Origin of the sequence: Pseudarthrobacter sp. NPDC092202 (assembly GCF_044755505.1) — a bacterium.
Lineage (GTDB): Bacteria > Actinomycetota > Actinomycetes > Actinomycetales > Micrococcaceae > Arthrobacter.
The window spans coordinates 78,598-93,768 of sequence record NZ_JBIVRG010000004.1 but is presented as its reverse complement, the minus strand read 5'-3'; the positions used below and the strand labels follow the sequence as shown (position 1 = coordinate 93,768).

The window sequence follows — 15,171 nt, the reverse complement described above, 5'->3', positions numbered from 1 at the left end:
CTATCAATCTGGTGCGGTTAGGACTGCGGCTAGCGCCGGTCGAACGTGAGGCCGCCGGGGACCTGGAACGTGGGCATAAGCTCCAGCATGCCAACATTCACGTGCCGGGGCGTTTCGATGGCGTAATCCATGGCGTTGACGATGTCATCGGTGGTAAGTGACTCGTAGCCCTCGTAGTACGTCTTCCACGCTTCCTCCATCGCCTCCGGGGTGCCGCCCATGTTCCGGCCGAAGATCTCAGTCTCCACGCGTCCGGGGCAGATTTCGGTGACCCGGATGCGCTTGCCCACGGTGTCGTTGCGGAGCTGGCGGGAGACCTGGTGCACCGCGGCCTTGGTGGCGTGGTAGACCGTGTGGCCGTAGAAGTTGTAGGTGCCTGCAATGGAGCTGACGTTGATGACGTGCCCCAGATCGCGCTCCACCATGCCCGGCAGGACCAGCCGGGTCAGCTGGAGCAGTCCGCGGAGGTTGACGTCCACGAGTTCGTCAATATCGCTTTCGCTGGAGTCCAGGATGTTGCCGGGCCGGGAGACACCGGCACAGTTGACGAGGACATCCACCTGGAGGTTTCCGACGGCGGCGGTCAGCGCTGCGGTGTCCGTCAGGTCAACCACGTGGGGCACCGCGCCGGTCTTGTCCGCGAGTTCCTTCAGGCGGTCCTCGTTCCGGGCCAGGGCGTGGACGGTGAGTCCGCGCTTGGCCAGGCGTTCGGCGATCGCGGCGCCCATGCCGGTGGAGGCACCGGTGACGAGGGCCGTTGAGTAATCGGAAAAGGACATGGAAGTCTCCTAGGAAGGTGCAGCGGCGTGCTGCGCAGGTGGTGGAAATTCGGTGAAATGAAGTGGAGAGTCAGGCGTCGCGAAGGGGCAGGTGCGCCCTGTCCTTGACCGTGCTGACGGCGGCCAGCGTGCCCAAGGCTGTGATGACCGCGTAGAAGGCTGGCATGTAGATGTTGCCGGTGGACGAGATCAGCCAGGTCATCAGCAGCGGCGCGGTGCCGCCAAAGAGTGCGGAGGAGATGTTGTAGCCCAGGCCGTATGCGGAGTACCGGACGCGGGTGGGGAAGAGCTCCACGATCAGGATGTGGATCACCGCGGTGTGCCCGGCGAAGACCACAGCCATGATGGAGGCGCCCAGGATGGCCAGTGCCATCTCGCCGGTGGCAATCAGCGCGTACGAAGGGATGCCCAGGACAGCCATGGCGATGGCGGAGCCGGCGATGACCTTCTTGCGGCCGATGCGGTCCGAGAGTGCGCCCATGAAGGGGATGGCGATGCAGATGACCACCAGGCTGCAGGCGGTGACCAGCAGCGCCTCGCCGATGGTGAAATTCAGCTGCTTGCCCTTGAGGAAGGTGGGCATGTAGGAGAACAGGACGTAGTAGCCGGAGCCGTTCATCAGCGGAATGAAGAGTGCCAGCAGCATGGCACGGCGGTGCTCGGCGGAGGCGAAGGCTTCCTTGAGCGGGTTGGCGGACAGCCCGCCCTCTTCCTTGAGCTTTTCGAAGTTGGGGGTGTCGCTGATGGCCTTGCGGATGTACCAGCCGATGATGCCCATGGGGATGGCCACCAGGAACGGGATACGCCACGCGAACGAGCCGAACCCGCCGCCGTCGATCGCTTCCTGCGTGAGCCAGGGGGACATGGAGTAGGCAACCAGGGTGCCGGTCAACAGTGCTGCGAAGGACGCGATCTGCGCGTAGGAGGTGATGACGCCGCGCTTGCCTTCGGGGGCGTGTTCAGCCAGGAACGTCATGGCACCGGCGGCTTCGCCGCCCACGGAGAAGCCCTGCAGCATGCGGAGCAGCACCAGCAGGATGGGGGCCGCGACGCCGATGGCGGCGTAAGGAGGCAGCAGGCCTATGCCTGCGGTGGCCACGCTGATGAGCAGGATGACGAAGACGAGCAGCTTTTGCCGCCCGATCCTGTCACCCAGGTACCCGCAGACGACGGCACCGAGCGGCCGCACGAAGAAGGAGACGGCGTAGCCGGCGAAGACGAAGAGCAGGGCGTTGTCCGGGTTCCCCGGCGCCAGGAAGACGAGGGCAAGCGTTCCGGCCATGAAGGCGAAGATGCCGTTGTCGTAGAGTTCCACGAAGATGCCGACGCAGCCGGCCGTGACGACCTTGCGGGTCTGCTTGCTGCTGAGCCGCTCTTGGTGCGGCTGGGCCGCATGCGTAGAGGTGGACATGGCTTTCCTTACTTAAGGGGATGGTAACAATGCTTTTCGGGGGAAGCGAGGGTCTTCAGCTTCCGGCGGCTGGTGCGAGCCGGGGCGGGCCCGGAGGTCCGGCCACGCCGAGGAGGGAGAACACGGTGCCCACCGTGGAGCGGAGGGTTTCCAGTTCCCTCAGCGCCGCGCGGTGTTTCGCTGTAGCTTCCGGGATTGAAGTTTTTTTGAACCGGATCTTGTGGCCCGGCCTGGCCTGGGCCAGGACATCGAGTGACCGGCTGGTGACCACCGCCAGGACAGGGTAGCCGGCGGTGACGCCGCGCCCCCGGTGCAGCACCAGGAGTTCCTCCCGGGAGGGCACCTCAATGGCTCCCACCGGAACGCCGCGGGAGAGCACCTCGGCGGTGGACTGGCGTTCCGGAAGCGCCCCGCCAAGCCGCAGCCCGATGTGGTTGCTCCGGCCACTGACGGTGTACTCGGTGCTGTAGAGCAGGTCCGCGGTATCCCCGAACTCTTCCACGTCGGGTCCATCGGTCACTTCCACCACTGCGGTGCTGTGGAACTCCGGCCGGGTCAGGCCCAGACGGAACAGTGGGAGGTCGAAGTACGGCTGCCGGATGGGCGGGACACTCTTGAATGTCCTAAGCTCAGTGCCTTCCGTGAGCCGCAGCCCGAATCCAACGACGGTGTCCGGCGCGCAGCTGCCCAGGAGGACCGGTGCGTGCACTGAGCCGTGGACCGCCACGTAGGCCCGGAGGCCGCCGTCGATCCGACGCAGTGCCACCGTCTCCCCCGCCCGCACGGACACCGGCTCCCACTGCTGGCACTCGCGCCCGCCCACCGTGAGGTGCAGTGGTGCGCCGGTGACGGCAATAAGGATGTCCCTCGTGGCCCTCATCCGGAAGTCCAGGGCTGTGATCTCCAGGAGCGGGGAGTTGTCCGCGTTCCCGGCGAGGATGTTCGCTGCACGGGCTGAAAACTGGTCCAGGGCGCCGTTGACGGGGAGCCCAAACCGTGGGCCGCGGAAGCGGCCAAGGTCCGTGACCACGGAGTTGCCGGGCTGCTGGATGACCAGGCTCATCGCGCTGCCTCCAGTTTTTGGCCGGCGTAGGTGGCGAAATCTTCCAGCTGGATCCGGTGGAACCGCAGCAGGTCGCCGGGAATGTAGGTAACCAGCGGCTCGGCCGTTGCGTCGAGGACGGTGAGCGGGGTCTGGCCGATGACGCACCAGCCGCCCGGCGCGGCAGCAGGGGCGATGACAGCCTGCCGGCCGGCCACCGAGACGGCACCTGCGGGGACGGACAGCCGGGGATCCTTCAGCCGCGGGACGGGGAAGGGGAAATCAGGCCCGTCCATCATGGGCGAACCGGCCGGAGCGCCCAGGCAGCGGATCACGTACGCCTTGGTGGTGTGCAGCCGGATGATCTCCTCCACCGGGAGCTGCTGCTGCTCAGCTACGCGCTCCAGGTCGGGTCCGAACTCGCCGCCGTAAACCACCGGGACGCTGAACTCGCGGGGTGCCCGGGTGCGGGCGCCGGTGAATTCGAGCTGGCGCAGGCCCAGCAGGACAAAGGCCCGGACCTGGCGGGCGGAGGTAACGCCGGGATCGAATTCCACGAGCAGGGAGTCGTATGTCGGCACCGCGCCATGCACGCCGTCGGCACCGGCAGCCTCCAACCACTCGGCGAGGGCGTGGACGGTGGCCCAGTTGGCCTCCCGGTCCGTTGACGAGGCGATGACTCGCAGGGCAGCGTCCCCGGATTCGAAGACCTCCACCGGAGGCAGCGCTGGTGTGGAAACGGCGGGCATGTCAGGCGGCTTCCACTTTGGCGGCCAGGACCTGGGCGAGCGGGGCGATGGTGACGCCGGCGCGCTCCAGTTCGCTGCGGACCTGGCGTGCCAGCTGGACCGCGCCCGGGGTGTCCCCGTGGAGCAGGACGGTGTCCGCGGTAATCGGCAGGTCGGTTCCGGCGACGGTTTGAATAACGCCTTCGCACACCATGCGGACAGTGCGGTCAACGATGGCCGAGGGGTCGTGGATAACGGCGCCCGGCTGGCCGCGCGGCACCAGGGTGCCGTCTGCCTGGTAGGCGCGGTCTGCGATGCCCACGATGCCCACGGGCAGCTGGCGGGCTTTTGCGGCGTCTGCGAGTTCGCCGTCCTGGGCCAGGACAATGAGGTCCGTGCTGACGCGAGCGGCGGCGTCGGCAACGGCCCGGGCGTAGTCCGGACGGGTGGCCACGAGGTTGCCGAGGCGCCCGTGCGGTGCGAGGTGTACGACGGCGGCGCCATGGTAGGCGGCGAAGGCGCCGAGGGCTCCGAGCTGGTACAGAACGTCGTTGCGGACTTCGTCAGCGGTGAGGTCCATGGCGCGCCGGCCGAAGCCGCGCAGGTCCGGGAAGCTGGGGTGCGCACCGATGCTGACGCCGCGGCGCACGCACTCGGCGACCGTGGCGTTCATGATGTCAGGGTCCCCGGCGTGGAAGCCGCAGGCGATGTTGGCGCTGGACACTACTTCCAGGAGGGCCGCGTCGTCGCCCATGGAGTACGTGCCAAAGCCTTCTCCAAGATCTGCAACGAGATCAACGATGGGTCCCATGAGAGCCCTCCTTGGGGGTGGTGGCGCGGCGCTGTCCAGGGAAAGCGGCAGCTGCCGGAAGCGGAAGTCTGTGGACCCGCCGGAGTCGGCCTGGGTCCCGGAGCCCGGATTACCGGGCTTGTAGAAAAAGTCTGACACCGGGACTTTGATCACACAAAGACGTAATCGGTGTCACGGGATAGGTGCCGGTTATGACCCGGCACTTATCTGGACGGCGTCCTGCCCGGCCCGCTTGTGCGGACCGGGCAGGACTGTTTCGTTGCGAGGGCAGAAGGGACGGCGAATCAGCGCAGGGCTTTGCGCAGTCCCATCACCCGCTCCACGACCACCACCACGGCGAGCGATATGAGGATGAGGATCACGGAGAGGGCGGCGACGGCGGCATCCGCGGAGTTTTCCACGTACCTCAGCACCTGCACGGGGAGCGTTGGCAGGCCTGATTCGGCCACGAACAGCGAGATCACGGCTTCATCGAAGGAGACGATGAAGGCGATGACGCCGCCTGCGATCACCCCTGGCTGGATGATCGGCAGTGTCACGCGCCGGAACACGGTCCAGGAGTCGGCCCCCAGGATGCGGGCGGCCGCCTCGCAGGAAGTGTCGGTGGTGGCCAGGCTCATCAGGGTGGTCCTGATGACGAACGGGATGGTGATGGCCACGTGTCCGATGATGATGCCGGCGTAGGTGTTGTTGAGTTCCAGCGGACCGAAGAGCAGCACCATGCCCAGAGCCAGGACGATGCTGGGGATCAGCAGCGGCGAGAGGAAGAACGACTGCACAGCGGCCTTGGCCTTGAACTCGAAGCGGTCCAGCGCCAGCGCGGCCGGCACCCCCAGGACCAGGACAATGAGCGTGACAATGACGGCCACGATCAGGCTGACCTTCATGCCCTCCATGAACGTGCTTTCCTGGGGCAGCATCTCGTACCACTTCAGGGTGAGCCCCTCCGGCGGGAAGGACAGGTACTGGTTGGATGCGAAGGACACTACAAAGACAATGAGCAGCGGTGCCAGCAGGAACAGGTACAGAAGGAACACCAGCGCGCCGAAGGCGGGTTTGGCGGGATTGAAGCGCGGCTTGAAGAGTTTCGCGGCGCTTACGTTGGCACTGCTCACGGTCAGCCTCCGATTTTCTTGGTGAGGCGCTGGTAGACGGCGATGATCAGGCCGAAGAGCACCAGCAGGATGACGGACAAGGCGGCGGCGAACGGCCAGTTGAGCAGGCCGGTGGTCTGGTCGTAGATCTCCGTGGCCAGGACCTGCACGCTGCCGCCGCCCAGGAGCCGCGGGGTGATGAAGGTGCTGATGGAGAGGACGAATACTAGAAGGAACGCTGTCAGGAGGCCAGGAAGGCACAGCGGGAGCGTGACCCGGGTGAAGATCTTGAACTTGCTGGCTCCCAGGGAACCTGCGGCTTCCTCAAGTTGGGGGCTGAGCCTGCCGAACCCGGAGATCATGGCCAGGATGGCGTAGGGCATGAAGATCTCCACCAGGCCGATGGTCACGCCGGTCATGTTGTTGGTGAGCTTCAGGGGTGTGTCGATCAGGCCCAGGCCGCCGAGCGAGGAGTTGATCAGCCCGTTGGTTCCCAGGATGACCATCCACCCGTAGGTGCGGACCACCGCGGAGGTGAGCAGCGGGGCGATGGCGATGGCAATGAGCAGGCCGCGCCATTTGCTGGTGCTCCGTGCGAGGAAGAGGGCTACCGGGTAGGACACGATGACGCAGAGGATGCCGACGGTGACGCCCATCTGGAAGGTATCCAGCGTGACCCGCCAATAATACGGATCGGTGAGGGGCTGGATGTAGGTGTCCAGGGTGAACGTCTCAACGATGACACCGTCCGGCGCGCCCTGGTTGAAGGACATCCGGACCATGTAGGCCAGCGGGAAGACGAAGCTGACCAGCAGGCCGAGCAGGCCCGGCAGCAGCAGCGCCAGGTAGGTGCGCCGGTTGCGCCGTTCAGTGGCTCGTTCGAGCTGCCCGTCATCCCGGGCCCTTGGCCGTTCCGGCGCGGCGGGGGCTTCCAGGACCGTCATGCCGCCAGCCTCTCCGGCTGGGCGGCTGCCGGGAGGAGGTAGGCGTCGCCGGCTGCCCAGGAGAGGTAGGCGGCGTCTCCGATGCGGGGCAGGTCACCGCTGCTGGTCAGCATCTGCGCGTTGAGCTGCTGGTCCCCGACGCGGACCGCGACGGCCAGAGCGTCACCGGTGTAGCTCACCCGTTCGACGGTGCCTGCGAGGGGTTCTTGCGCCGTCCCGGGATGCAGGGACACGTTGAGCCGGTGCGGGCGGATAACCAGCTCGTGGCTGCTGCCTGACAGGCCGGTGGACCCGATGGCGCCGAACTGGCCCAGGCCGTCCACCTCCACCTTGTAGTAGCTTTCGCCTGCCAGGTTCGCCCGTCCCGTCTCCGCGCCGACGCGGGCGGCCAGGAAGTTGGCCTGGCCAATGAAGTTGGCGACGAAGTGCGTGCGGGGCCGCTCGTACACCTCGGTGGGCGAGCCGAACTGTTCAATCAGGCCGCCGTTCATCACGGCGATCCGGTCTGCCATGTCCAGGGCCTCATCCTGGTCATGCGTGACGAAGAGCGTGGTTGCCCGGGTGCGCTGCTGAATGGATCGGATTTCGGTGCGCATGGTTTCGCGGAGCTTGGCGTCGAGGTTGGACAGCGGCTCGTCGAGCAGCAGCAGGGTAGGCTCCACCACCAGGGCGCGGGCCAGGGCGATGCGCTGCTGCTGGCCGCCGGAAAGCTCCTTGGTCTGGCGCTTGCCCAAGTGGCCAAGCTGGACCATGTCCAGGGCGGCCGCAACGCGCGCCTTCTGCTCAGCCTTGGAAACCTGGCGCATTTCCAGGCCGAACGCCACGTTCTGTTCCACATTCATGTGGGGGAATAGAGCGTAGGACTGGAACACCATGCCCATCCCGCGCTTGTTCACAGGCGTGTGGGTGATTTCCTTGCCGTCCACCACGATGGAGCCGGCGGTTGGATCCATAAGGCCGGCAACCATCCGGAGGGTGGTGGTCTTGCCGCAGCCGGACGGACCAAGGAGTGCCACCAGGTGCCCCTCCTCAACTTCCATGTTCAGGCGGTCGACGGCGGGGTCCAGATCTGCTGCGTATCTTTTGGTCAGATCAACGATCGACAGTTTGGGTTCAGTCACGGTTTCAGTTCTCCTGAAGGGGAAGTTGGGGAGGGGGCGCCGGCAGGCGCTAGTTGGTGATGATCTGGCGCTTCCAGGTGTCGGTCCACTTGTCGCGGGCCGAGGACAGGAATTCGACGTCCAGCGGGACGATGTTGAGGGAGCCGTCGGTGGGAACCACGCGGTCCTTCACATCGGCGGGCAGTTCAGCATTGGTGACGGAGGGTGCGTAGAACAGTGCCTTGGCGAAGGCCGTCTGTGCCTCTGCGGACAGTGCGTAGTCAACGAAGGTCTTGGCAGCCTCGGAGTGCGGGGCGTCCTTCACCAGGTTGATGGTGTTGATCTGGTAGACGGTGCCTTCCTTGGGGAAGGTGACGCCCATCTTCTTGTTGCTCTGGTCGCTGTAGAACTGGCCGCGGGCGTTCTGGCCAAGGCCAAGGACGGTCTGGCCGGTGATGACGTTCTGGTATTCGTCCGGGTTGGGTGCGAACGTCTGGACGCCCGGCGCCATTTCCTTGAGGCGGGTCACGGCGGAGTCAATGCCCTGGGTGTAGTCCTCGCCTTCCATCTTGGAGGTGATGGCAGTGAGGGACAGTCCCAGCAGCGACGGCGGGGCGTTGACGTTGATCTTGCCGGCGTAGGCCGGGTCCCAGAGCACCTTCCAGCTGTCCGGGGCCTCGGGGAACGTGGCAGTGTCGTAAACCAGTCCTACGGCGTCGAGCATGGCTACGGGGCCGTACCCTTCCTTGTCCCGGAACTTTTCCGGGACGTTGGCAAGGTTCGGGACGCTTTCCTCGTCTACCTTCTCGAAGAGGCCCTGCTTGTTGCCGGTGGTGGACACGGAGTTGTCCATGATGGCGACGTCGGTGGCGGGGTTGTTCTTCTGGCCCTGGAGGGCACTAAGCATCTCGGCGGAGGACCGCTTGGAGGCGTAGCTGATCTTGATGTCCGGGTACTTGGCCTGGAAGGGCTCGATCACTGCAGCGGTGTACTGGTCCTGCCAGACGCCTGAGTAGGCAATGAGGTTCACTTTCCCCGAGGTGGCGCTGCCGCCGCTGCCGCCGCTGCCGGCCGCCTCGCTGCCGCCCCCGCAGCCGGAAAGGACCAGAACCGCTGCGGAAAGGGCGGCCACGGCCGCCATTTTGTCTTTGATAGTTGCTCGCATTTGCTGTCTCTTTCTCAAGAAGAATCCGGGATGGTGACGGATTCTTGGATGCCCTGAAGCTATTGAGTGCATATTTCGGATATGTAAAAGAAAACGCCTATCCCGGTAAACACCGCTTTTATGCAGAATGCGTCTGACGTCATCGTTAAATCGCATGCCTGGCCGGGGTAGAATGTATTGCTGATGAAATAGCGTTCCGGATTCAACCTAGTGTCAGAGATGTGCATCACACAAAGACCAGTTGCATATCCCTCCATAGCATCCGGTTATGGTTCAGGACGCGGCGAAGAGAGAAGGCGCCATGGATACGCGGAAGCTTGCGTACTTCGTGCAGATTGTGGATTCAGGCAGCATCACCAAGGCCGCGGCAGCGCTGCACGTGGCCCAGCCCGCCCTGAGCCAGCAGGTTTCAGCCCTTGAGAATGACCTCAAGCAGCGCCTGCTGATCCGCAGCAAGCAGGGCGTCAAGCCAACCGCCGCCGGACACACGCTGTACCGCCATGCCCAATCCATCCTGCGGCTGGTGGACCAGGCCCGGCAGGACGTCGCGAAGTCCGGGGCAGCACCGTCCGGGCGCGTGTCCATTGCGATTGCGCCCTACAGCATGGCCTCAAGCCTGACGCCTCGGATCATCAGCGAGGTGGCCAGCAGGTACCCGGACATCGTCCTGCACGTGACGGAAATCTACGGCGGAGTGCTCAGTGAAGCCATCAAGAACGGCCGCCTGGACATGGCCCTCATCTACGAGCCCGGCCCCATTCGCGGCGTGCAGTTCACCACGATGATCGTGGAGGACCTGCACTTCGTGGTCAACGCAAACCGGGCCGGGGTGCAGCAGGCCGCCGGCAGTATCACCCTTGAGGAGGTGGCCCGCCACGGGCTGTTCCTGCCCGAGCAGATCCACACCCTGCGCCAGGCAGTGGAGGCCGGCTTCGCCAGCAAGGGCCTGAAGCTCCGGCTGGTGGGGGAAGTGGAATCCGTGCCTTCCCTTGCCAGACTGCTGCGGGCTGATCTTGGTGCCACCATCATGCCCAAGTCGGCTGCTGACGCCCTGTTTCACGAGGAAGACTTACAGGTGCTGCGCATTGTGGATCCGGCGTTGCAGTGCAAGATTGCGCTGTGCACCCCCGATCATGATCCGCTGTCCGAGGCGGCCTCCGCGGTCCTGCTCGTTGTAAAGGAAATGCTGCAGGAAATGCTCAGCAGCACATATTCGCGGTAGCCGGTCCATAGGTTCCACTTATCGCGTCACTCATCATTGGTCTTAGTATTCCCACTCCCCCGATCCTAGAATCTAAGAAAAGCCGGGCAATTACGGCGAATTAATTCTTATGCGGATCAATGGGAGCACGCCGTGAAAAAGATCAACACCTTGGGCAGGAAATCGGGTCAAAGCCTTGGCTTGATGGCCAAAACCGGATTCCACTGCCCGGCCAATGGTTTTTGGCGGCCCGAGGACCGCTCCGTTGAACCCGTGTTCGTGTTCGAAGGCAGCATCATGCCAGCCGGCGGCCGGGGGTCCACCGCGTGGTACCTGGAGGATGCGTCATTCGGTCCGCCGGAGTATCCGTTGCCCGCACAGTAGGCCGCACGCTGCTTCCGCTCCTGACCGGACTAGAGGTGCCGGAGATACCGCTGGGGCCCATCAAGGAACGAGCGCCAACTGTCCACCAGGTCCAGCTCTTCCCAGCTTTGGGGCCGCAATCCCCATGGCCCAACCTCCAGGATCCGGGCTCCCGGAAGAGCCGCCAGAAGTGGCGAGTGCGTGGACATGATGACCTGGGATTCCCCGGACGCCAGCAGATCCTTCAGGACACCGAGGAGGCTCAGGCAACCGCTGAAGGACAACGCGGACTCCGGCTCATCGAGTACCCAAAGACCCCGCCCACGGAATCTGTTGACGGCAAGCTCCAGGAAGGACTCCCCGTGGGACATGTCGTGGAAGCGGACGTCGTCGCGGCCCGAGGTGCTGGGATTTTTTTCCAGGTACGTAAAGAATCCGTGCATTGTTTCCGCCCGCAGGAAGTACCCGCGCCTGGTGGTGCCCGCATTCCTGACAAGCTGCAGGTGATCGGCCAACAAAGATTCACTGGCCCTGGTGCTGTGTCGCGCACCGGTTGAGCCGCCTTCGGGAGACAAGCCGTACGCCAGGGCTATTGCTTCCACGATCGTTGATTTCCCTGACCCGTTCTCACCCACCAGGACGGTGGCTGGTGTCAGGTCGAGCCCGTCGTCCAGTACCTGCGCTACCGGCGGCAGGACTGCCGGCCACACCTGGCGGTCAAGGATGTTGGAAGGGTCCTCTTCCAGCCGGCGGATCGGATATCTGTCGAGGGGCATGCGCCCATTCTCGCAGCCGGCGCAGCGGGGAAGCGCGAGCCGCAGGCCTCAAACCCGGGCCGGCAGCTCGCGCTTGCGCGCCGCTCACACCGGGTTCTAGGACTGTTCCACCAGCAGTCCCTTGGCCTTCAGGACATCCGTGAGATTGCAGAGGTCGATGGTGGTGCCACCGGCTTTGTACAGGCCAATGAGCTCACGCTCAGCGTCATCCCGTTCCTGCGAGAGGCGGATGACCTCCTCGATTTCGTCCTTGCGGACCACCACCACGCCATCGGCGTCGCCGCGCAGGACGTCCCCGGGATAGATGATCTCATCGCCAAAGACCACCGGGTGGTTGATGGGGCCGATGGTCTCCTTGACCGTGCCCTTGATGGACACGCTGCCGGAAAAGACGGGCAGCCCCAGTTCAATAAGGTCCTGGGTGTCGCGCACGCCGGAGTCCGTCACCAGGCCAGCCAGGCCCTTGGCCTTCATGGCGTTGCCCAGGACGTCGCCGAAGGTCCCGGCTTCCTCGTACTCCCCCGCGGAAGCCAAGATGACGTCCCCAGGCTGCGCATAGTGGATGGCCACCTGCAGCATCAGGTTGTCCCTGGGGGCACAGCGGACAGTGGTGGCGGGCCCGCAGAAGGACATGGCCCTGTCGATGGGCTTGATTCGGGAGCTCAGTGCGCCCTTGCGGCCCTGCGCTTCATGGATGGTTGCTGATGAGAACTTCGCGAGCCGGCTGACGGCGTCGGCACTGGGGCGGTCGATGGTGGTTTTGACGTGGATCACGGCGTTGTTTCCTTCGGTGGGTTGGATCAGGTGAGGGCCCGGACGGCCTTGTCGATGGCAGCGATGGATTCCTCGATGATGTCCAGGCTGGTGGCGTAGGAGATCCGGAAGTACGGTCCCAGGCCGTAGGCAGAGCCCTGGATCACAGCCACGGAGGCCGCATCCAGCAGGTACAGGGTGAAGTCCTGGTCGTTGTGGATGGCCTGCCCCTCGGGCGTCGTCCTGCCGATGACCCCCGCACAGTTCACGTACGTGTAGAAGGCGCCCTCCGGCGTCGTGCATGACAGGCCGTCAACGGCGTTCAGGGCAGTGACTGCGGTGTCGCGCCGCTTGCGGTAGGTCTCCACGCTGTCCCGGACGAAGTCCTGGCTCCCCGTGAGGGCAGCGGCAGCGGCGGCCTGGCTCACGGAGGACGGGCAGGAGGAGATCTGCGACTGCAGCTTGTTGATGGCGGCAATCAGCGGCGCCGGCCCGGCAGCGTAGCCCAGCCGCCAGCCGGTCATGGCGTAGGCCTTGGACACGCCATTGACGGCCAGGACCCGGTCCTTGAGTTCCGGGGCCACCTCCACCAGGCTGGCCAGCTTGCCCTCGCCAAAATAGATCTGGTCATAGATTTCGTCCGCGAGGACAGAGACGTGCGGGTGACCGGCAAGGACGTCGGCGAGCGCCCGCAGCTCGGCCCGGGAGTAGACGGCGCCGGTGGGGTTGGACGGTGCGTTCAGGATGACCCACTTGGTCCGCCCGGTGATGGCACCGGCCAGCGCCTCGGGTGTGAGCTTGAATCCGGAGTCCTCGCCGCAGGGAACCAGGACGGGCGTGCCGTCGTTGGCAAGCACCATGTCCGGGTAGGAAACCCAGTAGGGGGCAGGGACAATCACTTCGTCGCCGGCGTTGAGGGAGGCCATGAAAGCGGTGAAGATGACCTGCTTCGCGCCCCCGCCGATGGTGATTTCGGCAGGGGTGTAGTGCAGGCCGGTGCGCAGTTCGAGGGTTTGGAGGATGGCCTGCTGCAGTGCAGGTGTTCCGGTGACGGACGTGTACTTGGTTTCGCCGCGGGTGATGGCCTCCACGGCGGCCGCCTTGATGTGTTCCGGGGTGTCGAAGTCCGGCTCGCCGACTGTCAGGTCAAGGATGCGGCGTCCTTCCGCCTTCAGCTCACGCACCCGGGCCGCAGCGGCCACGCTGGCCGAGGACTTGATGCGGGAAACCCGCGAGGCAGGTACAAATTCAGACATGGTCTCTTCCTAGGGAGTCAGGAGCGAGCGGTACTCGTTTCCTTCGACACTAGGGAAATCCCGCTGCCATGGATAAGACCTAAAGTGCGTGGACGGATAAGCGTCCCTTATGGCTGGCCCACCCACAATTTCCGGTTATGGGTCCACTCACTATTGGTATTTCCGCCGTGGACGCCTGGCTGCCTAGCCTTCTAGGTACGCGCCCATTCAACGGGAAACCGAACCGAGGAGTGATCTTGAGCGTTAAGCACCAAGGCGAAGCCGGTTACTACCGCTACCGCGGAACAGCGAAACCTGACCAGGCCGCCCCGCAGGCAGAGGAGTTCCGCAGGCTGCTCAGGACGAACCGGCAGCGGATCGCCTTCAACGCCAGCAGCAGCCGCCCCCTGTCTGTGCGCCTGAACCAGCACATCGCCCAGGCCCTCCGCGACGGGATGAAGGTGACGCGCCTGGCCGAGGCAACCGGACTTTCCCGCTGGACCATCCGCACCATCGGCCTGTCCTTTGATGACCTGCTGCCCTCCGGGACGCACCCGGAGCAGCAGCTGGCTGTCATCGCAGGGCTGAAGTCCGAGCTCGCTGAACTGGAGGAAGCGAAAGCTGCCCTGGAGGAGCGGCGGCTTAGCCTCCTGGTGGCTGCGCGCCGCCCCGGCGTCATGGATGACTTCGAGCTCGCTGCACTCACAGCACTACAAAGTGGGGACATCCGCAAAATGACGTGGGGTCTTCAGCCCGGACTTCTCTAGACTGGCCAGTGGACGTTGAACCACGGACACAGAGCGAAGGAGCACAGCATGAGCGGAGTAGTTGTTGTAGGTGTGGACGGCAGCCCGTCGGCACGGAAGGCTGCGGAAGTGGCGCTGGGCCTTGCCAAGGCGCTGGGAGGTTCCCTCCACATCGTGACCGCGTTCGACGTGGACCGGTCCGAAACCTTCGGCGTCGGCTCGGATGAAGTGAAGGTCTGGAACTCCGAAGCCGCCGAAACGGTTGCAAAGTCACTTGGCGAGTCACGGCCTGGAGTGGAGATCAGCTACTTCGCCGCCCGCGGGAAGCCCGCTGACGCCCTCATCAAGGAAGCAATGCGCCTCGACGCCCGGCTGATCGTCGTCGGCAACCGGCGCATGCGCGGCATCGGCCGGCTCCTCGGCAGCGTAGCCAACAGCGTGGCGCACAACGCGCCCTGCGATGTCTACATCGCCAACACCTACGACGACTAATTCCCCCGCCGCCGCCCTCAGAGTTTTTGTCCAGATACGCAGGGTTGTAAGGCCTTATAGCCTGCATATCTGGACAAAAACTCCTGCAGCGGGGCAAAAGGAAAGCGGCGACGGCGGGACCTCCCGCCGTCGCCCCTTGCTTTATGCGCCTCTTGATCAAGATTTGCCAAGTTTATCCCGTCGGTAGATAAACCCTCTTCCGTTGCCGCCCCGGCCTGCCTACCGTTAGCTTCACAAGCACGCCAAGGGGGATTTATGGAACGCTCGGACGACGGTACGCAGACGGTCCGCGAGGATGTTCAGCAGCCCGATATTTCGGATCCGCTGGAGGGCCGGCAGCGTACAGTGGCTGAGTGGACCGGCGATCTCCTGCTCGGCATCCGGCAGCCCGGCCAGTTCAGGCTGGCCGACTGGCCGTAGGAATTTCCAGGACCAGCCACTGGGAAGTGCGGGCCACCTGGATCACCGGTATGACTCCCCGGCAACGGCTTCGGGAGCCATGCGCCCAACACGGCCAGCGCACTGATCCAG

The 15,171-nt window shown here is 64.7% G+C and carries 17 protein-coding genes; 5 read left to right on the top strand and 12 right to left on the bottom strand.

Annotated elements, in window-relative coordinates; genetic code table 11:
• Nucleotides 1-29: 29 nt before the first annotated feature.
• The 9 genes from ACIQF4_RS08525 to ACIQF4_RS08485 all read right to left on the bottom strand — a co-directional run bounded on the left by ACIQF4_RS08525 (nt 30) and on the right by ACIQF4_RS08485 (nt 9,074).
• Nucleotides 30-779, bottom strand: a complete 750-nt coding sequence (locus ACIQF4_RS08525) for an SDR family oxidoreductase (protein ID WP_231457143.1) — start codon at nt 777-779, stop codon at nt 30-32.
• A gap of 70 nt (nt 780-849) precedes the next feature.
• The gene (locus tag ACIQF4_RS08520; RefSeq protein ID WP_231457142.1) at nt 850-2,190 is read right to left on the bottom strand and encodes an MFS transporter; all 1,341 of its coding nucleotides are present in this window, start codon (nt 2,188-2,190) and stop codon (nt 850-852) included.
• Nucleotides 2,191-2,245: 55 nt separating this feature from the next.
• Nucleotides 2,246-3,253, bottom strand: coding sequence for a biotin-dependent carboxyltransferase family protein (locus tag ACIQF4_RS08515; RefSeq protein ID WP_400515160.1), 1,008 nt, complete (start codon nt 3,251-3,253; stop codon nt 2,246-2,248).
• Nucleotides 3,250-3,981 (bottom strand): allophanate hydrolase subunit 1, encoded by a 732-nt coding sequence (locus ACIQF4_RS08510; RefSeq protein WP_400515162.1) that lies wholly within the window; start codon nt 3,979-3,981, stop codon nt 3,250-3,252. The genes ACIQF4_RS08515 and ACIQF4_RS08510 overlap by 4 nt, the downstream gene beginning before the upstream one ends.
• A 1-nt stretch (nt 3,982) precedes the next feature.
• Nucleotides 3,983-4,771 carry a LamB/YcsF family protein gene (locus ACIQF4_RS08505; RefSeq protein WP_400515164.1) on the bottom strand — a complete coding sequence of 263 codons (789 nt, stop codon included), beginning with the start codon at nt 4,769-4,771 and terminating at the stop codon, nt 3,983-3,985.
• A gap of 284 nt (nt 4,772-5,055) precedes the next feature.
• Nucleotides 5,056-5,886 carry an ABC transporter permease gene (locus tag ACIQF4_RS08500; protein ID WP_400515166.1) on the bottom strand — a complete coding sequence of 277 codons (831 nt, stop codon included), beginning with the start codon at nt 5,884-5,886 and terminating at the stop codon, nt 5,056-5,058.
• 2 nt (nt 5,887-5,888) lie between these two features.
• Nucleotides 5,889-6,809, bottom strand: a complete 921-nt coding sequence (locus ACIQF4_RS08495) for an ABC transporter permease (RefSeq protein ID WP_400515167.1) — start codon at nt 6,807-6,809, stop codon at nt 5,889-5,891.
• Entirely contained in the window at nt 6,806-7,930 is a 1,125-nt protein-coding gene (locus ACIQF4_RS08490; protein ID WP_400515169.1) for an ABC transporter ATP-binding protein, read from the bottom strand. The genes ACIQF4_RS08495 and ACIQF4_RS08490 overlap by 4 nt, the downstream gene beginning before the upstream one ends.
• A gap of 49 nt (nt 7,931-7,979) precedes the next feature.
• Nucleotides 7,980-9,074, bottom strand: a complete 1,095-nt coding sequence (locus tag ACIQF4_RS08485; protein WP_400515170.1) for an ABC transporter substrate-binding protein — start codon at nt 9,072-9,074, stop codon at nt 7,980-7,982.
• Nucleotides 9,075-9,375: 301 nt separating this feature from the next.
• Between ACIQF4_RS08485 and ACIQF4_RS08480 the strand changes: the two genes are divergently transcribed.
• Both ACIQF4_RS08480 and ACIQF4_RS08475 read left to right on the top strand, forming a co-directional pair.
• On the top strand, nt 9,376-10,296 hold the full coding sequence (locus ACIQF4_RS08480; RefSeq protein WP_400515172.1) for a LysR substrate-binding domain-containing protein: 921 nt from the start codon (nt 9,376-9,378) through the stop codon (nt 10,294-10,296).
• Nucleotides 10,297-10,479: 183 nt separating this feature from the next.
• Nucleotides 10,480-10,659, top strand: a complete 180-nt coding sequence (locus ACIQF4_RS08475; protein ID WP_400515174.1) for a hypothetical protein — start codon at nt 10,480-10,482, stop codon at nt 10,657-10,659.
• A gap of 29 nt (nt 10,660-10,688) precedes the next feature.
• On the opposite strand, the gene ACIQF4_RS08470 is transcribed toward ACIQF4_RS08475, so the two are convergent.
• From ACIQF4_RS08470 to ACIQF4_RS08460, 3 genes are all read right to left on the bottom strand, one after another.
• Nucleotides 10,689-11,414, bottom strand: a complete 726-nt coding sequence (locus ACIQF4_RS08470; RefSeq protein ID WP_400579945.1) for an AAA family ATPase — start codon at nt 11,412-11,414, stop codon at nt 10,689-10,691.
• A 96-nt stretch (nt 11,415-11,510) separates the two neighbouring features.
• Nucleotides 11,511-12,188: a 4-carboxy-4-hydroxy-2-oxoadipate aldolase/oxaloacetate decarboxylase gene (locus tag ACIQF4_RS08465; RefSeq protein ID WP_400517722.1), complete on the bottom strand. Its 678-nt coding sequence runs from the start codon at nt 12,186-12,188 to the stop codon at nt 11,511-11,513.
• A 26-nt stretch (nt 12,189-12,214) separates the two neighbouring features.
• On the bottom strand, nt 12,215-13,423 hold the full coding sequence (locus tag ACIQF4_RS08460; protein ID WP_400517724.1) for an aspartate transaminase: 1,209 nt from the start codon (nt 13,421-13,423) through the stop codon (nt 12,215-12,217).
• 236 nt (nt 13,424-13,659) lie between these two features.
• Here ACIQF4_RS08460 and ACIQF4_RS08455 point away from each other — a divergent pair, with 236 nt between their 5' ends.
• The 3 genes from ACIQF4_RS08455 to ACIQF4_RS08445 all read left to right on the top strand — a co-directional run bounded on the left by ACIQF4_RS08455 (nt 13,660) and on the right by ACIQF4_RS08445 (nt 15,060).
• Nucleotides 13,660-14,169, top strand: coding sequence for a hypothetical protein (locus tag ACIQF4_RS08455; RefSeq protein WP_400517725.1), 510 nt, complete (start codon nt 13,660-13,662; stop codon nt 14,167-14,169).
• A gap of 48 nt (nt 14,170-14,217) precedes the next feature.
• A complete protein-coding gene (locus ACIQF4_RS08450; protein ID WP_231457129.1) occupies nt 14,218-14,640 on the top strand; it encodes a universal stress protein in 423 nt (140 codons plus the stop codon).
• Between the two features lie 255 nt (nt 14,641-14,895).
• Complete coding sequence (locus ACIQF4_RS08445) at nt 14,896-15,060, top strand: hypothetical protein (protein WP_400517727.1); 165 nt, start codon at nt 14,896-14,898, stop codon at nt 15,058-15,060.
• Nucleotides 15,061-15,171 lie beyond the last annotated feature (111 nt).